Genomic DNA, 19,704 nt, shown 5'->3' on the forward strand with positions numbered 1-19,704 from the left:
GTTAGAGAAAATGATGATAAAAATTGCAGTTGTCGGTTCAAAGGAATTTATGGACAACCTTTTTCCTATTGCTCAAAAATTAGAAGGAATAGAAATTGATCCATATATTTACCTTCATCCGGCGGAATCTTCTGAACTATTAAAGTGTTTAAAGCCTTGTGATGTCATCTTTTTCTCAGGTGCTTTACCTTATTATATGGCAAAAGAAATAAGAGAACAATTACGAATTCCAAGTACATACTTACAGCAAGACGAGACAACTGTCGCATCTTCAATTCTTTCTATCATGTATCATCAAAGTATTCAACCACATAACATTTCCATCGATTTAGTAGACCGCTCTTTTATTACAAATGTGTTCCATGATATCGGTATAAAAGAAAGTCCGCAAGTGTTGGATTATGAAAATATGCTGTGGAGTAAAGATGAGATAAATAGAGTTATCAATTTTCATGTAGCTAAATATCAATCTGGAGAGGCTCATTTAGCTTTAACTAGTATTCACGCTGTTTACGACGAGCTTCAAAAAATAGGTGTTCCTTCAGAGCGTATGATTGATCCAACACAATCCATTATACATGGGCTAAAAGATGCAAAAATAAAAGCTGAGTTAGCAAAAAGCTATTCAGCTACTGTTGGTGCTTGTATTATTTCTTCCTTAGAATTACGAACGAGTTTGCTTGAAAAACTAGATGTCATTTCAAAAGAACTACGTGGTTCATTTAAACAAGTGGATGAAATGACATGCATTTTGTATACAACTCGTGGTGATATCGAATCGATTATTAAAACAAATGCGATAGATAACTTGTTTGCGAGCATAGAAGGAACGATAGCTATTGGATTTGGTTATGGAAAAACCGTGAAAGAAGCGGAGCAAAATGCAAAAATCGCTCAAAGTTTTGCAAAGGATAATCTAATAGATCGTTGTTTTTATATACTAACAAGTGATAAAGATTTGTTTGGTCCGTTCCCGAAAGAACAGAGAGTACAAAGTTTGAAAAATGATAATCCGGAACTAATGAAAATAGCGAAGGAAACAAAGCTTAGTCCGGCCAACTTGTCAAAAATCATTCAATTTAGTCAATCGCACCCGTCATTGAAGTTTACAGCAGCTGACCTTTCTGAGTATTTACAAGTGACTCGAAGATCGACAGAAAGGTTGTTAAAGAAATTAGTTGATTACGGGTATGCTCATATTTGCGGCGAGGAAATGCCCTATCAACAAGGGCGACCTCGCGCACTATATGAACTGAATTTACCGCTATTTTTAAGCTTCTAGTTGAGCTTTTTGTTTCTTTAGTAGTTCTGCTTTTTCAATGTCTGATAGTTTTACAATTGTGAAGCCTGTTATACCATAAATGATTGAGATAATAGGTACGATGAAATTCAAAATAGCATAAGGAGCATATTCAAATGCACCTACGCCAAGTGTTGCGAGAATAAATACACCGCACGTATTCCAAGGAACGAAGACAGAAGTTAATGTTCCACCATCTTCTAATGCTCTGGATAAGTTTTTTGAATGTAGTCCTTTTTCCGTGTAGGCATTTGCGTACATTCTTGAAGGGACAACAATTGAAATATATTGTTCAGAGCAAGTAAGGTTTGTTGCAAAACAAGATGCGATAGTAGAAGCGATAAGCCCTTTTGCTGATTTCGCTAACTTTAAAATTTGATTTACAATTGAGCGAAGAATACCTGTATGTTCTAATACTCCTCCGAAAGTCATAGCGACAATTGTCATAGAGACTGTATTCATCATCGAATCTAAGCCACCGCGGTTAAATAGTTCGTCTACTAGCTTGTTTCCAGTGTCTATAACAAATCCAGCTTGGAGTGCACCGACAGATGCTGAGACAGAACCACCTTGAATAAAGACTTGTGATAAGAATCCTAAAATAATACCGACGAGAATCGCTGGTATAGCAGGGACTTTTTTAGCGACCAATACCATAACGACTACGGGTATAATGAGTAGAAAAGGCGAGATAACAAAGTTTTGTTGCAATACTTGTAACGTTTGATCGATGCTCTTCGCATCAATATTGTTAGCGCCAAAGCTTTTTCCTAAGACTGCGTAGACGATAAGAGTAATAATTAAACCTGGAACTGTAGTAAATAACATATGACGAATGTGTGCGAATAAATCTGTATTTGTTAATCCTGCGGCTAAGTTAGTTGTGTCTGAAAGCGGTGACATTTTATCGCCAAAATAAGAGCCTGAAATAATGGCACCAGCAACCATTGGGGCTGGAATTCCCATACTTAGGCCAATTCCCATTCCAGCAACACCAATTGTGCCCATTGTAGACCAAGAGCTACCAATTGCTAATGCTACGATAGAACAAATGACGGTAATGGAAACTAAAAATAGTGATGGAGTTAAAAGTTTTAAACCGTAATAAATCATCGTTGCGACGATTCCACCGCCAATCCAAGCACCAATTGTTAAGCCAACAAGAATAATAATGACGATAGCGGGTAATGCAAGACGAATCCCTTTATACATTGCTTCTTCAAGATCATTCCATTTGTAACCGTAACGCCAAGCGACAATAGAAGCAACGGTTGTACCAATAATAAGTGGAACGTGAGGGGTTTGTTTTAATACAACAATTGTAACCATCATAACTGCAACGGTAATGATAATAGGGATAATCGCTATTCCAAAAGGTATTTCTTTTTTCATAAAGTTCCTCCTTGTTACGTATGTTTGTTTGTATTTTTAGAATTGTCGTAAAATAGACGTTTATTAGGTTATGATAACTAAAAGTTTATGTAAGCGTCAACATAAAAAACAGAAAATAAGGAATGTTCTAGTTGTTTGTTTAGTTTGTAATATAAGTGCAGAGTAAGCTTTTTAAGTATTTAAAAATAAATAATTGACTTTTTTCTTAAAATTCAATATGTTCATAAAAACATCTGTTTTTCATAAGTATAATTAACCCGAATCGTTTGTAATGTGGGAAGGAGACTGGAACGTTGAAAACATTAGAACTACAAGAGCGCTTAACGGAGATTTTTCAGCATTTACACGAAAACCCTGAAGTAAGTTGGAAAGAATATGAAACGACAGCGTATATTACTGACTTTTTAAAAGAAGAAGGAATTTCATATAGAACATTTGATGATTGTCCAGGTGTAATTGCTGAGATTGGAGGCGGGAATCCAGTTATTGCGATTCGTGCTGATATGGATGCACTTTGGCAAGAAGTAAATGGAGAATTTAAAGCGAACCATTCATGTGGCCATGATGCTCATATGACCATTGTAATGGGACTTATTTTACAATTGAAAAATATGAGATGGAAAAGTGGTACGGTTAGATTTATTTTTCAGCCAGCAGAAGAGAAGGGGAATGGTGCTTTGAAGATGGTGGAGAAAGGTGCTGTAGATGATGCTGATTTCTTATTTGGCGTCCATCTAAGACCAATTGAAGAACTATCTTTGAAACAAGCAGCCCCATCTATTCGTCATGGAGCAGCAGGATTTTTAGAGGGTATGATTCATGGGGAGGATGCACACGGGGCAAGACCACATCAAGGTGTGAATGCAATTGATGTCATTTCCATGATTAATATCGGTTTGAAAAATATTTGGCTGCCACCGCAAAGTTCTTATTCAGTAAAAATGACGAGATGCCAAGCTGGTGGTGATAATTTAAATATTATTCCGGGAAATGGTCATTTCAGTTTAGATGTAAGAGCAGAGAGTAATATACTATTAGAAGAATTAAAGAAAAAGATTGAGCATGTAATAGAATCAGCTGCATCGATGGGATCAAAAACTTCATACGAATGGATGGATCTTGCACCAGGAGCAGAGGTTTCCGAAGAAGCAGAGCGCTTTATGCGTAAAGGTATTCTCGAAGTGTATGGGGAAGAGAGATGCACAGGGCCTCTCTATACGACAGGAAGCGATGATTTCCATTACTATACAGTGAAAAGACCACATTTAAAAGCTGTCATGCTTGGACTAGGAGCAGACCTACAACCTGGATTACACCATCCGTATATGAGGTTTGATCATAGTTGTATTATGGATGGGGTAGAAATATTGAAACAAACTGTATTGAAAGTGTTAGAAGACAGGGGCTAGAGAGCTCCTGTTTTTTTGTCGTGAATTGTCGGTAAATCGATATATTTGAAAAATCGTTGATATATTTGAAGTTATGATAGATATATTGAGAAAATCGTTGATATATTTGAAGTTACGATAGATATATTAAGAAAATCGTTAATATAATTTCACGTACCTATTAATTTGATGAAAAATGAGCCTCCAGTACATGGTGTATAATAATAAGTACCATTTTTTAATAGGAGAAAACGAATGAACGAACAATATTACGATGCAGTTTTACATATAAAAACAGTCGGTGAGCAAAAAGGGTTTAACAAGTCTATGCATTATCATCGCTATGAACCGACACCGTATAGCGGGTTAGATGAGTTATTGAATCAATATGAAATACGAAGTAGCGACCGAATTGTAGACTTTGGGTGCGGAAAAGGGCGATTAAACTTTTATATGCATCATAAATGTGGTGCTTCAGCAGTTGGAATTGAAATGAATGAAGAGTTTTATAAAGAAGCGATGGATAATCGAGATCGTTATGCACGAAAGGCACGAAACAGTAAGGGGAAAATTCAATTCCAATGTTGTTTAGCGCAGGAATATGAGATTGATCCACATGATAATAGGTTTTATTTCTTTAATCCATTTTCTGTACAAGTGTTTATGAATGTAGTAAATAACATTTTGCTTTCAGTAGAAGAAACGGGGAGAGAAGTGGATATTATTTTATATTATCCTTCTGAGGACTATATTTTCTTCTTAGAAAATCAGACTGCGTTTGATCTGAAGAAAGAAGTTAGATTGTCAGGTGCTTATGAGAAGAATGGGAATGAGAGGTTTTTAGTTTATACATTAGGGTAATAAAAAAACAGGTGCCAAGGCACCTGTTTTTTTATTAGTTACGGATTAAGTAATCAAATGCACCTAAAGCTGCGTTTGCACCTGAACCCATAGAGATGATGATTTGTTTGTACGGATTATTTGTACAGTCACCTGCAGCAAACACTCCTGGTACGTTTGTAGCGCCGTGCTTGTCTGTTACGATTTCACCGCGAACGCGTTCAACTGTTTCGCCTAACCAGTCTGTGTTTGGTACAAGACCGATTTGTACGAATACACCTTGTAATTCAACGTGATGAACTTCTTCAGTTTCACGATCGATGTAAGAAATACCGTTTACTTTATCAGTACCAGTGATTTCTTTCGTTTGAACGTTTTTCAGAACAGTTACGTTTGGTAAGCTGTTAAGACGCTCTTGTAATACAGCATCAGCTTTTAATTCTGGCATGAATTCAAGAACAGTTACGTGCTTAACGATACCTGCTAAGTCGATAGCTGCTTCAATACCAGAGTTACCTCCGCCGATAACTGCTACGTCTTTTCCAGTGAATAATGGACCGTCACAGTGTGGGCAATATGCTACACCTTTATTTTTGAACTCAGCTTCACCTGGTACGCCAACATTACGCCAGCGAGCACCTGTAGAAACGATTACGCTCTTACTTTTCAGAATAGCGCCGTTTTCAAGTTCCACTTCAATAAGTTCTTTTTTCTCTAAACGTTTCGCACGTTGTAGATTCATTACATCGATGTCGTATTCTTTTACGTGCTCTTCAAGGCTTGCTACTAGCTTAGGACCTTCAGTCTTTTTCACGCTGATGAAGTTCTCAATGCCCATAGTATCCATTACTTGACCACCGAAGCGCTCAGCAACGATACCAGTGCGGATGCCTTTACGTGCTGCGTAAATTGCTGCACTTGCACCAGCAGGGCCGCCACCAACAACAAGAACATCGTATGGATCTTTATCAGAAAGCTCTGATGCATCTGGACCGTTACCCATTTTAGCTAAAATTTCTTCAAGTGTCATACGACCGCTTCCGAAAGATTCGCCGTTTAGGTAAACAGTTGGTACTGCCATAATGTCTTTGCTTTCTACTTCCTCTTTGAATGCAGCGCCATCAATCATAGTATGTGTAATACCAGGGTTAAGAACGCTCATTACGTTAAGAGCTTGTACAACATCAGGACAGTTATGACAACTTAGGCTGATATAAGATTCAAAATGATATTCGCCTTGAATGTTTTTAATTTGATCGATTAATTTTTGTTCAACTTTTGGAGCGCGTCCACTTACTTGTAGTAAAGCTAACACTAATGATGTAAATTCGTGTCCTAATGGAATACCAGCGAATACGACACCAGTGTTTTCACCAGGGCGGTTTACGCTAAAGCTTGGTGTTCTCTCTAATTCAACTTTTTCTACTGTAATCTTAGATGACATAGTAGCTAATTCGTCTACTAGAGATAACATATCTTTAGATACGTTATCGTCTCCTGCGCTTACTTTAAGTAAAATATCGTTCTCCATTAATTGAAGGTATTGGGATAGTTGTGTTTTTATATCTGCATCTAGTATCATTTTGATCGAACTCCTTAGATTTTGCCTACAAGGTCAAGGCTTGGTTTAAGTGTTGCAGAACCCTCTTGCCATTTAGCTGGGCAAACTTCACCTGGGTTGTTACGTACGTATTGAGCAGCTTTAATTTTGTTAACAAGAATGCTTGCGTCACGGCCGATACCGTCAGCATTGATTTCCATAGATTGGATAACGCCGTCTGGATCGATGATGAATGTACCACGAGCAGCAAGACCTTCTTCTTCCATTAAAACGTTGAAGTTTGTAGTGATTGTGCGAGTTGGGTCACCAATCATGATGTACTCGATTTTGCCGATAGTTTCTGAGCTATCATGCCATGCTTTGTGAGTGAAGTGAGTGTCTGTAGATACAGAGTATACTTCAACGCCTAAGTCTTTTAGAGTTGCGTATTGGTTTTGTAAGTCTTCAAGTTCAGTTGGGCAAACGAATGTGAAGTCAGCTGGGTAGAAACAAACTACACTCCATTTTCCTTTTAAACTTTCGTCAGTAACTTGGATAAATTCTCCATTATGGTAAGCATTAGCTTTAAACGGTTTTACTTCTGTGCCGATTAATAACATATTAAAATTCCTCCTAAATGTTGGTTTTGAGCATCAAAAAATAGTGTGCTCATAAAATATATTTTTTAATTAACTATAATAATTCTAATTCGATATTAATTATCATATAGAAGTGGTTATTTTGTCAAGAGAATAAACCAACTTTATACCGATTTAATTAATATTTATTCTCAATTAAGGCTAACAGAGAATGGAAAGGTAACTTTAAGTTTATAAATTTTCAATGATTGTTTGAAAGAGTAGTGTGTATGTTAGAGATATGGTGTAAGTGTAAATTCTTAGGAAGGAAATATTTCTTAGAAGTTATGTATTTGAAAAGGAACTGCTTACTTCTATTTTACAAAGAATTGTGCGATAAATAAAATAAAATGAATCGAAATCTTTTTGAACAATTTTTGTCATCTCGAATATATAATTAGGAAGTATATTACGCTGATAGTTAGAAATATTGACTCAAAGTGCTAACGAGATATAATAAAACCTAGATATACCTTTCAAAAAGAAGAATACATATTTATAGGATGAAAAAATTCAACCTATTATTTTTTATAGCTTTTAGAAAACGCTTACAATTAGTGTGGAGGGGAAACCATGTCTAAGTTCATGAAGTATTTTTTAATGGAAGCTAAAGATGTGATTGCATATGTGAAAGAGAAATTATCTAAGTTTGAACATGCAAAGGGGTTACAGTGTAAAGAAATAGGTGATGGCAATTTAAATTATGTGTTCCGCGTTTGGGATGAAAAAGAGAACATGTCTGTCATCGTAAAGCAAGCTGGGGATACAGCTCGCATTTCAGATGAGTTTAAGTTGTCGACGAATCGTATTCGCATAGAATCAGATGTTTTGCAGTTAGAGGATGAGTTAGCACCTGGACTTGTTCCTAAGGTGTATTTATTTGATAGTGTGATGAACTGTTGCGTAATGGAAGATTTATCGAATCACACAATATTACGTACAGCACTTATAAATCATCAAATATTTCCGCGGCTTGCTGACGACTTAACTACTTTTATGGTAAATACACTTTTATTAACATCGGATGTTGTAATGAATCATAAAGAGAAGAAGGAACTTGTGAAGAATTATATAAATCCTGAATTATGTGAGATTACAGAGGACCTCGTATATTCAGAACCATTTACAAATCATAATAAGCGTAATGAGTTATTTCCTTTAAATGAGGGATGGATTAGGGAGCATATTTATAGTGATAAAGAGCTTCGGATGGAAGTAGCGAAACGTAAATTTTCTTTTATGACGAATGCACAGGCGCTTATTCATGGTGATTTACATACTGGTTCTGTTTTTGTAAGAGATGATTCTACAAAGGTTATTGATCCTGAGTTTGCTTTTTATGGACCTATGGGATATGACGTCGGGAATGTAATGGCGAATTTAATGTTTGCTTGGGTGAATGCAGATGCAACGATGCTACCTGGAGCTGAGAAAGATACGTATATGGATTGGTTACAAACTACGATGGTAGAGGTAATTGATTTATTTAAGAAGAAGTTTTTAGATGCTTGGGATATTCATGTGACCGAGATTATGGCGAAGGAAGAAGGCTTTAACGAAGCCTATTTACAATCTGTATTAGAGGATACAGCTGCAGTGACAGGTCTTGAATTAATCCGCCGTATTGTTGGATTAGCGAAAGTAAAAGATATTACTTGTATTGAGAATGAGGAAGCACGTGCTAGAGCGGAGCGAATTTGTCTTAAAGTAGCGAAGAGTTTTATTTTACGAGCGAATCAATATAGAACGGGTACAAGTTTTGTAGAAACGTTAAAAGAACAGTCAATGCACTACGCGGAGTAAGGGGAGAATATGATGGAAGAGCAATTAATACCAATTCAGTGGAAAGATGATGCTTTAGTTTTGTTAGATCAAACGTTATTACCAAATGAAATTGTCTATGAATCTTTTAAAACAGCTGAAAGTGTGTGGGATGCGATTCAAGTAATGAAAGTACGAGGTGCACCCGCGATTGGTGTTTCAGCTGCTTATGGAGTGTATTTAGGGATAAAGGAATTTGCTGAAAGTACGGAAGAAGGATTTATGGATGAAGTAAGAAAGGTATGTACATACTTGGCGACATCAAGACCGACTGCCGTAAATTTATTTTGGGCACTTGAAAGAATGGAAAGTGTAGCGACAGATAATATTCATTTATCAATCTCACAGCTGAAAAATAGATTACTAGAAGAGGCAAAAGAGATTCATAGAGAAGATGAAGAAATTAACCGTCAAATTGGAGAACATGCATTAACATTATTCCATGATGGAATGGGAGTATTAACACATTGTAATGCTGGTGCGTTAGCGACAACTAAGTATGGTACCGCGACAGCTCCCATGTACTTAGCGAAAGAAAAAGGATGGGACTTAAAAATCTATTCTGATGAAACACGCCCTAGATTACAAGGTTCAACGTTAACAGCATTAGAACTGCAGCGAGCAGGCATTGACGTTACTGTTATTACAGATAATATGGCAGCTATGGTCATGTCACAAGGGAAGATTGATGCGGTAATTGTTGGATGTGATCGTGTGGCAGCAAATGGTGATGTAGCAAATAAAATTGGCACGTTAGGCGTATCTATTTTAGCTAAGTACTACAACATTCCGTTTTATGTAGCAGCGCCAACACCGACAATTGATTTAAAGACATCGACAGGAAAAGAAATTCCGATTGAAGAAAGAGATGCTTCTGAAGTGATTAATCGCTTCGGAAAATATTCAGCTCCGAAAGAAAGTAAAGTATATAATCCAGCATTTGATGTTACTCCACATGAAAATGTAACAGCGATTATTACAGAAAAAGGGATTGTAAAGGCACCGTTTACGGAGAATTTAAAAAAGCTATTTCAATAAGTAGATAAATGTAAAAGTCAGTCATCATAAGCTTCATACTTAGGGGGATGTATATGTTATTACAAAAAGAAAGAGAAGAAATTGTAGCGTATGGAAAGAAAATGATTTCTAGTGGTTTAACAAAGGGAACGGGCGGTAATATTAGTATCTTTAATCGTGAACAAGGTCTTGTTGCGATTAGCCCAAGTGGTTTAGAGTATTATGAAACAAAGCCTGAAGATGTAGTTATATTAAACCTAGATGGTGAAGTAGTAGAAGGAGAGAGAAAACCATCAAGTGAATTAGATATGCACCTTATTTACTATAGGAAGCGTGAAGATATAAATGCGCTTGTGCATACACACTCTCCTTACGCGAAGACGATTGCATCATTAGGATGGGAGCTTCCTGCTGTATCGTATTTAATTGCTTTCGCAGGACCGAATGTGCGCTGTGCACCGTATGAAACATTTGGTACGAAGCAATTAGCGGAGGCTGCTTTTGAAGGCATGATTGATCGCCGTGCTGTTTTACTTGCAAATCACGGTTTAATTGCTGGTGCAAATAATATAAAAATGGCGTTTACTGTTGCAGAAGAGATTGAGTTTTGTGCTCAAATTTATTATCAAACGAAAAGCATTGGGGAACCAAAGCTATTGCCAGAAGATGAGATGGAGAATTTGGCGAAGAAGTTTGAAGGGTATGGGCAGCAGTAGAATGAAACAAAAACACCCTCAAGAAATCTTGAGGGTGTTTTTTAAGCTTTTTTAAGCAACAAATACATAAAGTAAGGAGCCCCAATTAAAGCAACGACAATACCTGCTGGAATGCCATTAGGATCAACGATATTTCGTCCGATTGTATCTGCTAATAATAATAGCCATCCGCCGATTAAAAGGGCGATAGGCATGAAGATTTGATGTCTTGGACCTACTAAAGATTTCGCGATATGAGGAGCCATTAATCCGATAAAGCTAATTCCTCCTGTTACGGAAACAGCTGCGGCTGCAAGTGCAACGGCTGCAACTAATAAGTACCTGCGTTCTTTTTCAATTTCAATTCCAACGCCAATTGCGACTGGTTCGTTTAATGCTAAAATGTTTAATCGATTTGCTTTATAGAAAACAAACGGAATGAATACGATTAACCATGGGAGCATTGCTAAAACGAAAATCCAGTCATCTCCCCAAATATTTCCGGCAATCCATTTTGAGATAAAGTCCACTTTCATACGATCAGCGGATGAAATAAGGACAATCATCGCTCCAGATAGTGCAAATGCAAAACCGATACCAGTTAATGTTAATCGTATTGGTTGAAGTCCAGTTGATTTACTATATGAAAACACGTAAATTAGAACAGCTGTCAGAAATGCCCCAATAAATCCAACGACAGGTAGTAAGTAAAGAAATGAACCTACGTCTATTGGAAAGTATAAAAAGAAAATAGCAACAGCAACACCAGCCCCAGAGTTAATACCAAGAATACCAGGTTCAGCTAAATCATTTCGGGTAATTCCTTGCAGAATAGCCCCTGATAAAGCGAGAGCCATACCAGCTAATAATGTAATGACAATTCTAGGTAGTCTTAAAGAGTATAAAACAAACTCCTCTTTAAAAGTCCCTTGCCCCATTAATGTTGGGAGTAGTCGATCATAAGATAAAGATGCTGAACCAAGTCCCATTCCAACTACAATGGTTGTGATGATTACTATAAGTAAAGCGAGTATAATGAGACGCTGTTTTCTTAAAATAGATTGCATCATGAGAATGTTTTTCCTCCTTTACGTACAATGAATAGGAAGAATGGTAACCCTACAATCGCGACAATTGCCGCAACTGGTGTTTCGTATGGAGCGTTAATAGTACGTCCGATTGTATCTGCAAGTAGCATAAAGGAAGCTCCAGCAATTGCTGACATCGGTATAACAAATCGGTAATCTGGACCGACAATTGGGCGTACCATGTGAGGTACCATTAAGCCGATGAATGCCATATTTCCAACAAGAGCTACAGATGCACCTGCAAGTAAGATAATAATGATAAATAAAATAGTTTTAATAACAATAATTTTTTGACCTAGTCCAATAGCCACTTCCTCACTGAAACTAAGAACTGTCAATTTTTTTGCTAGTAAGATAGCGATAAAGATACTAATTGAAATGACCGGAATAATAATTTTTAATTGGCTCCAAGTTGTTCCAATTACGCCCCCAGCAGTCCAAAGTGATACATCTTGTGAAATTTTAAAGTAAATGCCGATTCCTTCTGAAATTGCGAGTAGAAATGCTGAAACTGCAGCGCCCGCTAATACAATTCGAAGAGGAGAAAGGCCGCCTTTTTTCACCATACCAATTCCAAATACCATAATTGCGCCAATTGCAGCACCGATAAAGCAAGCTAATGTTAAGTAAAGATAGCTGATGGAAGGGTTGAAAGCAAGTGTCAGTGCAAGCGCAGCATTTGCTCCACCAGATAGCCCTAATAATCCAGGATCCGCAAGTGGATTTCGTGTTAATCCTTGCATAATTGCCCCAGAAACGGCTAATCCAGCTCCTACAAAAATAGCAGCAACTTCACGTGGTAAACGTATTTCTCGAATAATAGATATTTTGTCTCCTTTAGCGGAGGAAGTGAGTGCTAACCATACATCTTTTATCGAAGTATCTGCAGCACCTAATACCATTGCAACCATAAAAATAAGAAAGAATGCAATTAAGCTTAAAATTAGTTTGTATGTAAAAGCTATAGAACGTGGATTGTCATGATCTTTTGTCATTCGTTTCACATCTTTTCTGTTCATAGAATAAAGGAAGAGGAATTCTTAAATTAAGAATTCCTCATGTTTGTATTATTTACCAAGAAAGCTCTTCTTGAAGAAGTCTAGTTGGAAATCTAATGTAAGTGGATCATTGAAATAGAATTCCATCATGTTTGCTTCATATACGCGATTATTTTTTACTGCTGGGATGTTTTTATATGATTCTGTCTCTTGGAATGAGTTATCAGTATCTTTGTTTTTACTTACGATTAAGTAATCACCAGCAAATTCAGGTAATACCTCAGTAGATAATGCGTAGTAACCTTCTTTTAATGCTTTTTCTTTTACTTTTTCAGGCATTTTTAATTTCATTTCTTGGTACAGGATTTCTGTTCCACGGCCCCAGTTCTCGCCGTATACATAAAGCTGTTTGTTGAAGTTTTCTACAACAGAAACTGTTGCGTCTTCACCGATTTTTGCTTTAATTTCTTTACCAGCTTCTTGTGCACGTTTCTTGAAGTCATCAACCCAAGTTTTTGCTTCTTTTTCTTTATTTAATAACTTACCGATTTCTAAATGCTGTGTTAAGTAATCAACTTTTCCGTAAGTGTATGTTACAGTAGGCGCGATTTTCTTTAACTTATCGACATTTTTAACATTTGATAAACCGATGATTAAATCTGGATTTAGTTCAGCGATTTTTTCAACATTTTCATCAGATACTTCAGCAACATCTTTAAGTTTGCTATCAAAACGTGGGTTTTGTTTAGACCATGAATCTAACCCAACAAGATTTACACCTAATGACATTACGTTACCAGCGAATGATGATAATACAACAACGCGTTTTGGATTTGCAGGAACTTCTACTTTTTTACCATCTTCAGATTGGTATGTAATTGTTTCTGATTTGCTACCTTTTGCATCGTTCTTTTTGTCTGTAGAGCTATTGCTACAAGCGCTCATAACAAGAACGAAAAGGACTGTTAGTGAAATAAATAACTTTTTCATCGTCTTTCTCCTTTAACATAGATGATATGTGTATACAATAATTTGTTTAACTGCAATCTTTTTGAAATAGTAGTGGTAATGCAAAATAATTTATTAAAAATCTTGAATATGAGATTTTATAATATAGTAATAACCATATTAATGAAAGAAGATGTAATCTCAAATTTGCTAATTATTAACAAAATGATAATGATTATCACTATTGATTCTTTAAATAATATAATTTTATATAGGTGTATTGTCAATAGTAATTTTGATTGTAAATTTTGCGGAAACAGGTTATATTTTATTGAGAATGATAATCAACGATTAATAGCTGAGGAGTGAGCACGAATGAATCGAGAAGAATTGTTTGATGTAACCGTGATAGGCGGAGGACCTGCAGGGCTTTATTCAGCTTTTTATAGTGGACTCAGAGAAATGAGAACGAAAATAATAGAATTTCAACCACATTTAGGTGGAAAAATACATGTGTATCCGGAAAAAATGATTTGGGATGTAGGAGGACTATTGCCAGTTACAGGTGATAAGTTAATTGAACAACTTGTACAGCAAGGGTTAACATTTAAGCCGGAAGTTGTATTAGATACAAAAGTAGAATCGATTATTCGTAATCAAGATGGTACTTTTACATTAAAAACAAGTACTGGCGAAGAACACTTTTCAAAAACAGTTATCGTCGCAACAGGAAGTGGTATATTGAAACCGCAAAAGTTATCTATTGAAGGTGCTGAGCGATTTGAAGTATCGAATTTAAATTATACAGTTAAATCTTTAAAGCGTTTTAAAGGTAAAACAGTTATTATTTCCGGTGGAGGCAATTCTGCTGTTGATTGGGCAAATGAATTGGAACCAATTGCGAAAAAAGTGTATGTAACTTATAGAAAGGAAGAATTATCTGGTCATGAAGCACAAGTAAAACAACTTATGAACAGCTCAGCGGAGTGTTTCTTTAATACATCGATTACAAAATTAATTGCCGGTGATAATCATGAAGCGATCGAATATGTAGAATTAACAAATCATGAAACAGGTGAGGTTTCTCATTTACCTATTGATGAAGTTATTATTAATCATGGATATGAACGCGACATTACATTATTAGAAAATAGTGAGTTAGACGTTGCAATTATAGATAATTATTATATTGCAGGTAATGCAAATAGTGAGTCTTCAGTAGATGGATTATATGCTGCTGGAGATATTTTAAAGCACGAAGGGAAACTACACTTAATTGCAGGTGCATTCCAAGATGCTGGAAATGCTGTGAATAAAGCAAAACAATTTATCCAACCAGATGCAAGTGAGTACGGAATGGTTTCTTCTCATAATGAAGTATTTAAGAAGAGAAATCGCGAACTGATTAAGCAGATGATGAAATAATAAGGAACAAGTATACCCCCACGTATTTCTCTATTCAAGTGAATGAGAGATGTACGTGGGGGTTTTCCTGTTTACTATATTTTCTATCATTATAATGACACCGGTTTCATCAGTTCATATGATATGAACATTTTATTGGTAAAGCATCCTAGAAAACAATTTAGCTATGTTTTGCTTACACAGAACATGGCTAAATTACGCTGTCCCTTTAGCGCGTTTATTAGGAAATGGCATATTTAGTATAGAAGCAATATACTGTTTTCCGTGTTTTCGAGCCAATGATTCTAATATTTGACGGACGCGTTTTGTAAGATGACCTTGTTTTTGGATGGCTTCACAATATGCGTCATAGAAGGCATATTTAGCCCAAAGGAAATCATCTTGTTGGAATAAGAAATGATTTTTGTACCATTCACCAATTGTATGATAACAATTGTTTTCATGTATTGCTGTGCTTTGAGAAAGAAAACGATCAGATAAAGATACATTCAAATGAGAAATTGTGTTTTCTGTTTCAACTTGCAGTGTTTTTTCTAACATTGTAATGATGTGACGAGTAGCCATATGTTAACTCTCCTTTGTGTAAATGGGTAATACCATTCTATATTTAAAAAATTCTTACTATATAATACTATACAATATATGGAATGCATCTACCTGCTTTTTGAACTGCATTTACAAAATCTTTTTTATTTGTTTACAAAAATAAAGTAAAGTAAGATACAGTATAGATGAAAAAATAATAAAGGAATGAACGCATTGTATATAACAATAGAAGAGACTGCGGAGTATTTAAATTTACCAAAATCGTATATTGAAGAGTTAATTCAGCAAAAGAAAATTCGTGCGCTATTCGATGGAGAGCAATATTTAGTAAATAAAGAACAATTCAATACGCATTTAGAACAAATGGAGAAATATAAGCAATTAGTGGAAGAAATATTGAACGAACCAATTCCAGAAGATATGGATGTTAAAGACGAAGATTAAACTATGGGAATTCCCTTATGAAGATATGCAGAAATGTATCTTCATAAGGGATTTTTTGTTTGAAGATATCAAAAACATAAGGAGTTCTTAGCCTTTCTTCAAATTTTGATAGGTAGTAGTCTACCATGTTAAAAGCATATTTTTTTCTAGCTAGGACAAACATAGAGAACGTAACCTGTACAGATACATATACTATCAGTGCAAAAGCTTATAAATTAATGGAAGGGGTTTTCTCGTGAGTTTATTTCATTGTGATTTTTTGAAAGACTTAATTGGATCTTTTGTGAGAGTAAACAGGGGTGGTCCAGAATCTCAAAAAGGAACAATAATATCAGTATGTCAGGACTACTTCGTATTGAAGAATGAAAAAGGTGAGCTTTATTACTATCAACTTAAACATCTAAAAAGTATTACAAAAAATGCGAAAGAATGTGGATCAAGTGATTGTGAGTGGGAAGATTGCGCCTGTGCAGAAGATTTTGAAGCACTACTTGAAAGTTTCAAATATTGCTGGGTGAAAATTAATCGCGGCGGTCCAGAGAAAGTGGAAGGCATTTTGCAAGATGTTTCTTGTGACTTCGTAACATTAATCGTAAAAGAAGAAATTATATTAATTGCAATAAAGCATATTAAAAGTGTTAACTATAATGCTTTAGCATGCGGAGAGAGCGATGAGAGCGACGATAGTAAGGAAAGTAGCGATAATTCAGGTCGTGCTCGTGCACAAAGACAATCAAGTAGAGGAAGATAATAAGAAAGGGGGATACGAAATTGGAGAATGTATTATGCTGTGACCAAATTAAATGTTTAGTTGGTGAGACTGTAAAAGTAAACCTTCGTGGACCAGAAAGTCGAGTTGGTGAGCTCGTATCGTTAGGAAAAGATTATCTAACGTTACAGTTACCTCATGGTGAATTAGTATATTATCAGTTGAAACATGTGAAGAGTCTAGTGAAGAAAGTGAAAGAAAGTAAATGTGGCGATTGCTATAGTTCATGTTTCTGCTCTGATGAGGATACTTTTTTAGATATATTAAAAGACTTGAAGTATAAGTGGGTAAAAATTAATCGTGGCGGTCCAGAGTGTGTGGAAGGTTTATTAAGTGAGGTACACCATGGCTGTATTACACTAGTAAACGGTGATGAAGTTATTTATGTAATTAAGTCTCATATTAAGAGTGTGAGTCAAGTAGTTAAATGTAAAAAGAATGAAGATGAATAATGTTTAATAAATAAGAGGGGCATTATGAGGGAAAGAGAAGAACAATTTCTTATTTCGATAGTATGAAAAGGAATTACTTACTATTAAAACAGAACTTTGCCCTGATTATTTTTTTAGAAATGGAAGACAGATAAGAAGAAATTCGTAGGAAGGAGGATATAGATGAATGAGTTAAACAAAAGTATTGGAGAAAATATATATGTTAAATTAATCGGTGAAAAAAGATTTAAAGGTGTATTAATTGATGTAGGAAATGATATCGTTGTTCTTTACAATGGACAAGACTACGTATATATATCTTTATATCATGTACAATATTATAAGTTTTTAAGATCAAATGATGAAGAAATCTCAAAACCAGATGTGGATTCTGTAATTAAGAGAGAGTCTCCTTCAATTTCTTTGAGGAAAGTATTAAGTACATCTAAAGGGATTTTTACGGAAATTTATGTAGCCGGAAATGCTCCAATACATGGTTATGTTACAAGTGTGATGAACGATTATATTGTTTTTTATAGTCCAGTTTATAAAACTGTATATATATCTTTAAAACACTTGAAATGGTTAATTCCGTATAAAGAAAATCAAGTGCCTTATGCCCTCAATAAAAATGAACTCCCCGTGAATCCGTTAAATATTACGTTAGCTCGAACGTTTGAAGAACAGCTTATTAAAATGGCTGGGAAAATTATGGTGTTTGATTTAGGTGAGGAGTCCAATAAAATTGGAAAAATGGCGAAAATTGATGAAGGTCATATTGAAATATCAAAAGCACGTGATGCGAAAATGTATGTAAATATTCAACATGTAAAATCTGTCCATTGTCCGTAAGCTAGTTGAAAGGGCTGGCTTTTTCTTTTATATGCAGAAGAAAAGGTCGAGCCTATTTGTTTTAGTTTAATTTGGAGATGAGGGGAAAATGAATTGAATATAAGCATAGTATAGTGTGATTTTTTAAAAGGTAACTTTGCACTAACTTATAAACATTGTGTACGAGCTATCTTATTATATATTCAATTTATTTTTTGAGGAGGAGCTGCTCAACTAATTTATTAAAGGGGTTTTGTTTGTGGAGCAGTTTCCGAATTCGTTATCAATTACATTGCTTGGTAGTGCTGGTGGAGCAGCAAAAGCAGTTTTAGCAATTTTAAATCAAGCGATAGCAAATGAAAAAGATCCAATTTATGAAGTATTAAAGAATGCCAAATTTCATTTGGTGGATATAAAACAAAAAGATAGGACTTATTATGATGAGTTGTTTTCGAATCTGAAAGGTCAATTATATTTATATGAAATAAACCTTCAAAATGTAGTGGAATTTAAACAACATTTAAAAGAAAAAAGAACGAGTGTTGTGATTGATGTTTCAGGGGCAGATACAATTAGAGTATTAAGCTGCTGTAATGAACTAGGAATTTGTTATATTAACTCAGCCTTGGAAAATGAGGCAGTAGATCAGGACGATAGCTTAATTGGCTTTCAGCTTACGGAAAGATATACAAGGTTTGAGAAGGAGAAAGAGAAATTTACAAATACAAAAGCGATTATAGGTTCAGGTATGAATCCAGGTGTTGTTCAATGGATGGTTGTTGAGCTTATGAAGGAACGACCAAATGAAAGGCCAAGAGCATGTTATATTGTAGAACATGACACGTCATTTTTGAATGATACAGCACTTATAAAGCCACATACACTTTATGCTTCATGGGCAGTAGAGCGATTTTTAGATGAAGCGATCTGGAGTTATCCGATGTATATGAGCCATCATCGTCCTCTTTACTTTTATGAAGATGTATATGCTTCAGAGTATAAAGTGAAGTTAGGAGAAAAAGAATTCTATGGTTGTTTAATGCCACATGAGGAAGTATTAATTTTAGGGAAAAACTTTAATATGGAAGTTGGTTTTCTTTACCGAATTAATGAGTATACAACAAATATAATTAGACAGAACTTAGATCAAGTAGAAGATTTATGGAACTGGAATCGTAAAGTGTTTAATCCAGCGGAAGAAGAGGTTGCTGGAGAGGACTTGGTCGGTGTGTTACTCGTTTATGAAAATAGTGAGACATATATGTATAATGTGATGAATAGTAGCCAAGTTTTTCGTAAATATAAAACGAATGCAACGTATTTTCAGGTAGGGTGCGGGATTTATGCGGGCTTGTCCAGTTTACTTTTAGATCAATTTGAACAAGGTGCTTATTACGTTGAGGAGTTGTTATTAAATACAGAAAGTAAGTACGGTGAGTATTTAAATTTATATATGAAGGATTTTGTAATAGGGCATAATAATTTTACGGATGGATTGTTACATGACAGGGTAAGATGGATGTAAGTTGTTACCAAAAGGAAGGAGAGATCTCCTTCCTTTCAGTATTATAAGGTTAAATATTGCCCTGAAAG

The 19,704-nt window shown here is 35.4% G+C and carries 19 protein-coding genes; 12 read left to right on the forward strand and 7 right to left on the reverse strand.

What is annotated here, in order from left to right:
- The first annotated feature begins 10 nt into the window (after nucleotides 1–10).
- The gene (locus BLT20_RS21670; protein ID WP_000972799.1) at nucleotides 11–1,282 is read left to right on the forward strand and encodes a hypothetical protein; all 1,272 of its coding nucleotides are present in this window, start codon (nucleotides 11–13) and stop codon (nucleotides 1,280–1,282) included.
- Here BLT20_RS21670 and nhaC read toward each other — a convergent pair.
- On the reverse strand, nucleotides 1,271–2,692 hold the full coding sequence (gene nhaC / locus BLT20_RS21675; protein ID WP_000711522.1) for a Na+/H+ antiporter NhaC: 1,422 nt from the start codon (nucleotides 2,690–2,692) through the stop codon (nucleotides 1,271–1,273). The genes BLT20_RS21670 and nhaC overlap by 12 nt on opposite strands.
- A gap of 293 nt (nucleotides 2,693–2,985) precedes the next feature.
- Here nhaC and BLT20_RS21680 point away from each other — a divergent pair, with 293 nt between their 5' ends.
- Together BLT20_RS21680 and BLT20_RS21685 are read left to right on the forward strand one after the other, a co-directional pair.
- Nucleotides 2,986–4,101 carry a M20 peptidase aminoacylase family protein gene (locus tag BLT20_RS21680; RefSeq protein ID WP_000853516.1) on the forward strand — a complete coding sequence of 372 codons (1,116 nt, stop codon included), beginning with the start codon at nucleotides 2,986–2,988 and terminating at the stop codon, nucleotides 4,099–4,101.
- Nucleotides 4,102–4,335: 234 nt separating this feature from the next.
- Nucleotides 4,336–4,941, forward strand: coding sequence for an SAM-dependent methyltransferase (locus tag BLT20_RS21685; RefSeq protein WP_001005622.1), 606 nt, complete (start codon nucleotides 4,336–4,338; stop codon nucleotides 4,939–4,941).
- A gap of 34 nt (nucleotides 4,942–4,975) precedes the next feature.
- Here the strand turns inward: BLT20_RS21685 and ahpF are convergent, their stop codons facing one another.
- Both ahpF and ahpC read right to left on the reverse strand, forming a co-directional pair.
- Entirely contained in the window at nucleotides 4,976–6,502 is a 1,527-nt protein-coding gene (gene ahpF / locus BLT20_RS21690) for an alkyl hydroperoxide reductase subunit F (protein WP_000599516.1), read from the reverse strand.
- Between the two features lie 14 nt (nucleotides 6,503–6,516).
- The gene (gene ahpC, locus BLT20_RS21695; protein ID WP_000924420.1) at nucleotides 6,517–7,080 is read right to left on the reverse strand and encodes an alkyl hydroperoxide reductase subunit C; all 564 of its coding nucleotides are present in this window, start codon (nucleotides 7,078–7,080) and stop codon (nucleotides 6,517–6,519) included.
- A gap of 591 nt (nucleotides 7,081–7,671) precedes the next feature.
- Here ahpC and mtnK point away from each other — a divergent pair.
- From mtnK to BLT20_RS21710, 3 genes are read left to right on the forward strand one after another with little or no spacing between them, the layout of a single operon-like run.
- Nucleotides 7,672–8,901, forward strand: coding sequence for an S-methyl-5-thioribose kinase (gene mtnK, locus BLT20_RS21700; RefSeq protein WP_000033074.1), 1,230 nt, complete (start codon nucleotides 7,672–7,674; stop codon nucleotides 8,899–8,901).
- Between the two features lie 9 nt (nucleotides 8,902–8,910).
- Nucleotides 8,911–9,957: an S-methyl-5-thioribose-1-phosphate isomerase gene (gene mtnA, locus BLT20_RS21705; protein WP_002025237.1), complete on the forward strand. Its 1,047-nt coding sequence runs from the start codon at nucleotides 8,911–8,913 to the stop codon at nucleotides 9,955–9,957.
- A gap of 53 nt (nucleotides 9,958–10,010) precedes the next feature.
- Nucleotides 10,011–10,652: an L-fuculose-phosphate aldolase gene (locus BLT20_RS21710; RefSeq protein WP_000926557.1), complete on the forward strand. Its 642-nt coding sequence runs from the start codon at nucleotides 10,011–10,013 to the stop codon at nucleotides 10,650–10,652.
- Nucleotides 10,653–10,693: 41 nt separating this feature from the next.
- On the opposite strand, the gene BLT20_RS21715 is transcribed toward BLT20_RS21710, so the two are convergent.
- Genes BLT20_RS21715 through BLT20_RS21725 form a run of 3 tightly spaced genes read right to left on the reverse strand, consistent with a single transcriptional unit; the run spans nucleotide 10,694 to nucleotide 13,707 of the window.
- Nucleotides 10,694–11,701: a FecCD family ABC transporter permease gene (locus BLT20_RS21715; RefSeq protein ID WP_000983751.1), complete on the reverse strand. Its 1,008-nt coding sequence runs from the start codon at nucleotides 11,699–11,701 to the stop codon at nucleotides 10,694–10,696.
- Entirely contained in the window at nucleotides 11,698–12,738 is a 1,041-nt protein-coding gene (locus BLT20_RS21720; RefSeq protein WP_002025239.1) for a FecCD family ABC transporter permease, read from the reverse strand. The genes BLT20_RS21715 and BLT20_RS21720 overlap by 4 nt, the downstream gene beginning before the upstream one ends.
- 48 nt (nucleotides 12,739–12,786) lie before the next feature.
- A complete protein-coding gene (locus BLT20_RS21725) occupies nucleotides 12,787–13,707 on the reverse strand; it encodes an iron-hydroxamate ABC transporter substrate-binding protein (RefSeq protein WP_073339853.1) in 921 nt (306 codons plus the stop codon).
- Nucleotides 13,708–14,040: 333 nt separating this feature from the next.
- Here BLT20_RS21725 and BLT20_RS21735 point away from each other — a divergent pair, with 333 nt between their 5' ends.
- Entirely contained in the window at nucleotides 14,041–15,090 is a 1,050-nt protein-coding gene (locus BLT20_RS21735; protein WP_001078299.1) for an NAD(P)/FAD-dependent oxidoreductase, read from the forward strand.
- Nucleotides 15,091–15,285: 195 nt separating this feature from the next.
- On the opposite strand, the gene BLT20_RS21745 is transcribed toward BLT20_RS21735, so the two are convergent.
- Nucleotides 15,286–15,654, reverse strand: a complete 369-nt coding sequence (locus BLT20_RS21745; protein WP_000235476.1) for a hypothetical protein — start codon at nucleotides 15,652–15,654, stop codon at nucleotides 15,286–15,288.
- 186 nt (nucleotides 15,655–15,840) lie between these two features.
- Here BLT20_RS21745 and BLT20_RS21750 point away from each other — a divergent pair, with 186 nt between their 5' ends.
- The 5 genes from BLT20_RS21750 to BLT20_RS21770 all read left to right on the forward strand — a co-directional run bounded on the left by BLT20_RS21750 (nucleotide 15,841) and on the right by BLT20_RS21770 (nucleotide 19,636).
- Nucleotides 15,841–16,080 (forward strand): helix-turn-helix domain-containing protein, encoded by a 240-nt coding sequence (locus BLT20_RS21750; protein WP_002025240.1) that lies wholly within the window; start codon nucleotides 15,841–15,843, stop codon nucleotides 16,078–16,080.
- 235 nt (nucleotides 16,081–16,315) lie between these two features.
- Nucleotides 16,316–16,831, forward strand: a complete 516-nt coding sequence (locus tag BLT20_RS21755) for a spore coat protein B (RefSeq protein ID WP_000051525.1) — start codon at nucleotides 16,316–16,318, stop codon at nucleotides 16,829–16,831.
- 20 nt (nucleotides 16,832–16,851) lie between these two features.
- Nucleotides 16,852–17,301 carry a spore coat protein B gene (locus tag BLT20_RS21760; protein WP_000432509.1) on the forward strand — a complete coding sequence of 150 codons (450 nt, stop codon included), beginning with the start codon at nucleotides 16,852–16,854 and terminating at the stop codon, nucleotides 17,299–17,301.
- Between the two features lie 162 nt (nucleotides 17,302–17,463).
- The gene (locus tag BLT20_RS21765) at nucleotides 17,464–18,132 is read left to right on the forward strand and encodes an LSm family protein (RefSeq protein ID WP_001004284.1); all 669 of its coding nucleotides are present in this window, start codon (nucleotides 17,464–17,466) and stop codon (nucleotides 18,130–18,132) included.
- Between the two features lie 238 nt (nucleotides 18,133–18,370).
- Entirely contained in the window at nucleotides 18,371–19,636 is a 1,266-nt protein-coding gene (locus BLT20_RS21770) for a hypothetical protein (protein WP_000434719.1), read from the forward strand.
- Nucleotides 19,637–19,704: the final 68 nt, after the last annotated feature.

This window comes from Bacillus sp. cl96 (assembly GCF_900100505.1).
GTDB lineage: Bacteria > Bacillota > Bacilli > Bacillales > Bacillaceae_G > Bacillus_A > Bacillus_A cereus.

Excerpts from the sequence above, each read along its gene's own strand:
- mtnK (WP_000033074.1), top strand. The coding sequence starts at position 7,672 with ATGTCTAAGTTCATGAAGTATTTTTTAATGGAAGCTAAAGATGTGATT.
- ahpF (WP_000599516.1), bottom strand. The coding sequence starts at position 6,502 with ATGATACTAGATGCAGATATAAAAACACAACTATCCCAATACCTTCAA.
- BLT20_RS21765 (WP_001004284.1), top strand. The coding sequence starts at position 17,464 with ATGAATGAGTTAAACAAAAGTATTGGAGAAAATATATATGTTAAATTA.
- BLT20_RS21670 (WP_000972799.1), top strand. The coding sequence starts at position 11 with ATGATGATAAAAATTGCAGTTGTCGGTTCAAAGGAATTTATGGACAAC.
- BLT20_RS21715 (WP_000983751.1), bottom strand. The coding sequence starts at position 11,701 with ATGATGCAATCTATTTTAAGAAAACAGCGTCTCATTATACTCGCTTTA.
- BLT20_RS21725 (WP_073339853.1), bottom strand. The coding sequence starts at position 13,707 with ATGAAAAAGTTATTTATTTCACTAACAGTCCTTTTCGTTCTTGTTATG.
- BLT20_RS21710 (WP_000926557.1), top strand. The coding sequence starts at position 10,011 with ATGTTATTACAAAAAGAAAGAGAAGAAATTGTAGCGTATGGAAAGAAA.
- ahpC (WP_000924420.1), bottom strand. The coding sequence starts at position 7,080 with ATGTTATTAATCGGCACAGAAGTAAAACCGTTTAAAGCTAATGCTTAC.
- BLT20_RS21750 (WP_002025240.1), top strand. The coding sequence starts at position 15,841 with ATGAACGCATTGTATATAACAATAGAAGAGACTGCGGAGTATTTAAAT.
- BLT20_RS21685 (WP_001005622.1), top strand. The coding sequence starts at position 4,336 with ATGAACGAACAATATTACGATGCAGTTTTACATATAAAAACAGTCGGT.
- BLT20_RS21745 (WP_000235476.1), bottom strand. The coding sequence starts at position 15,654 with ATGGCTACTCGTCACATCATTACAATGTTAGAAAAAACACTGCAAGTT.
- nhaC (WP_000711522.1), bottom strand. The coding sequence starts at position 2,692 with ATGAAAAAAGAAATACCTTTTGGAATAGCGATTATCCCTATTATCATT.
- mtnA (WP_002025237.1), top strand. The coding sequence starts at position 8,911 with ATGATGGAAGAGCAATTAATACCAATTCAGTGGAAAGATGATGCTTTA.
- BLT20_RS21720 (WP_002025239.1), bottom strand. The coding sequence starts at position 12,738 with ATGAACAGAAAAGATGTGAAACGAATGACAAAAGATCATGACAATCCA.
- BLT20_RS21735 (WP_001078299.1), top strand. The coding sequence starts at position 14,041 with ATGAATCGAGAAGAATTGTTTGATGTAACCGTGATAGGCGGAGGACCT.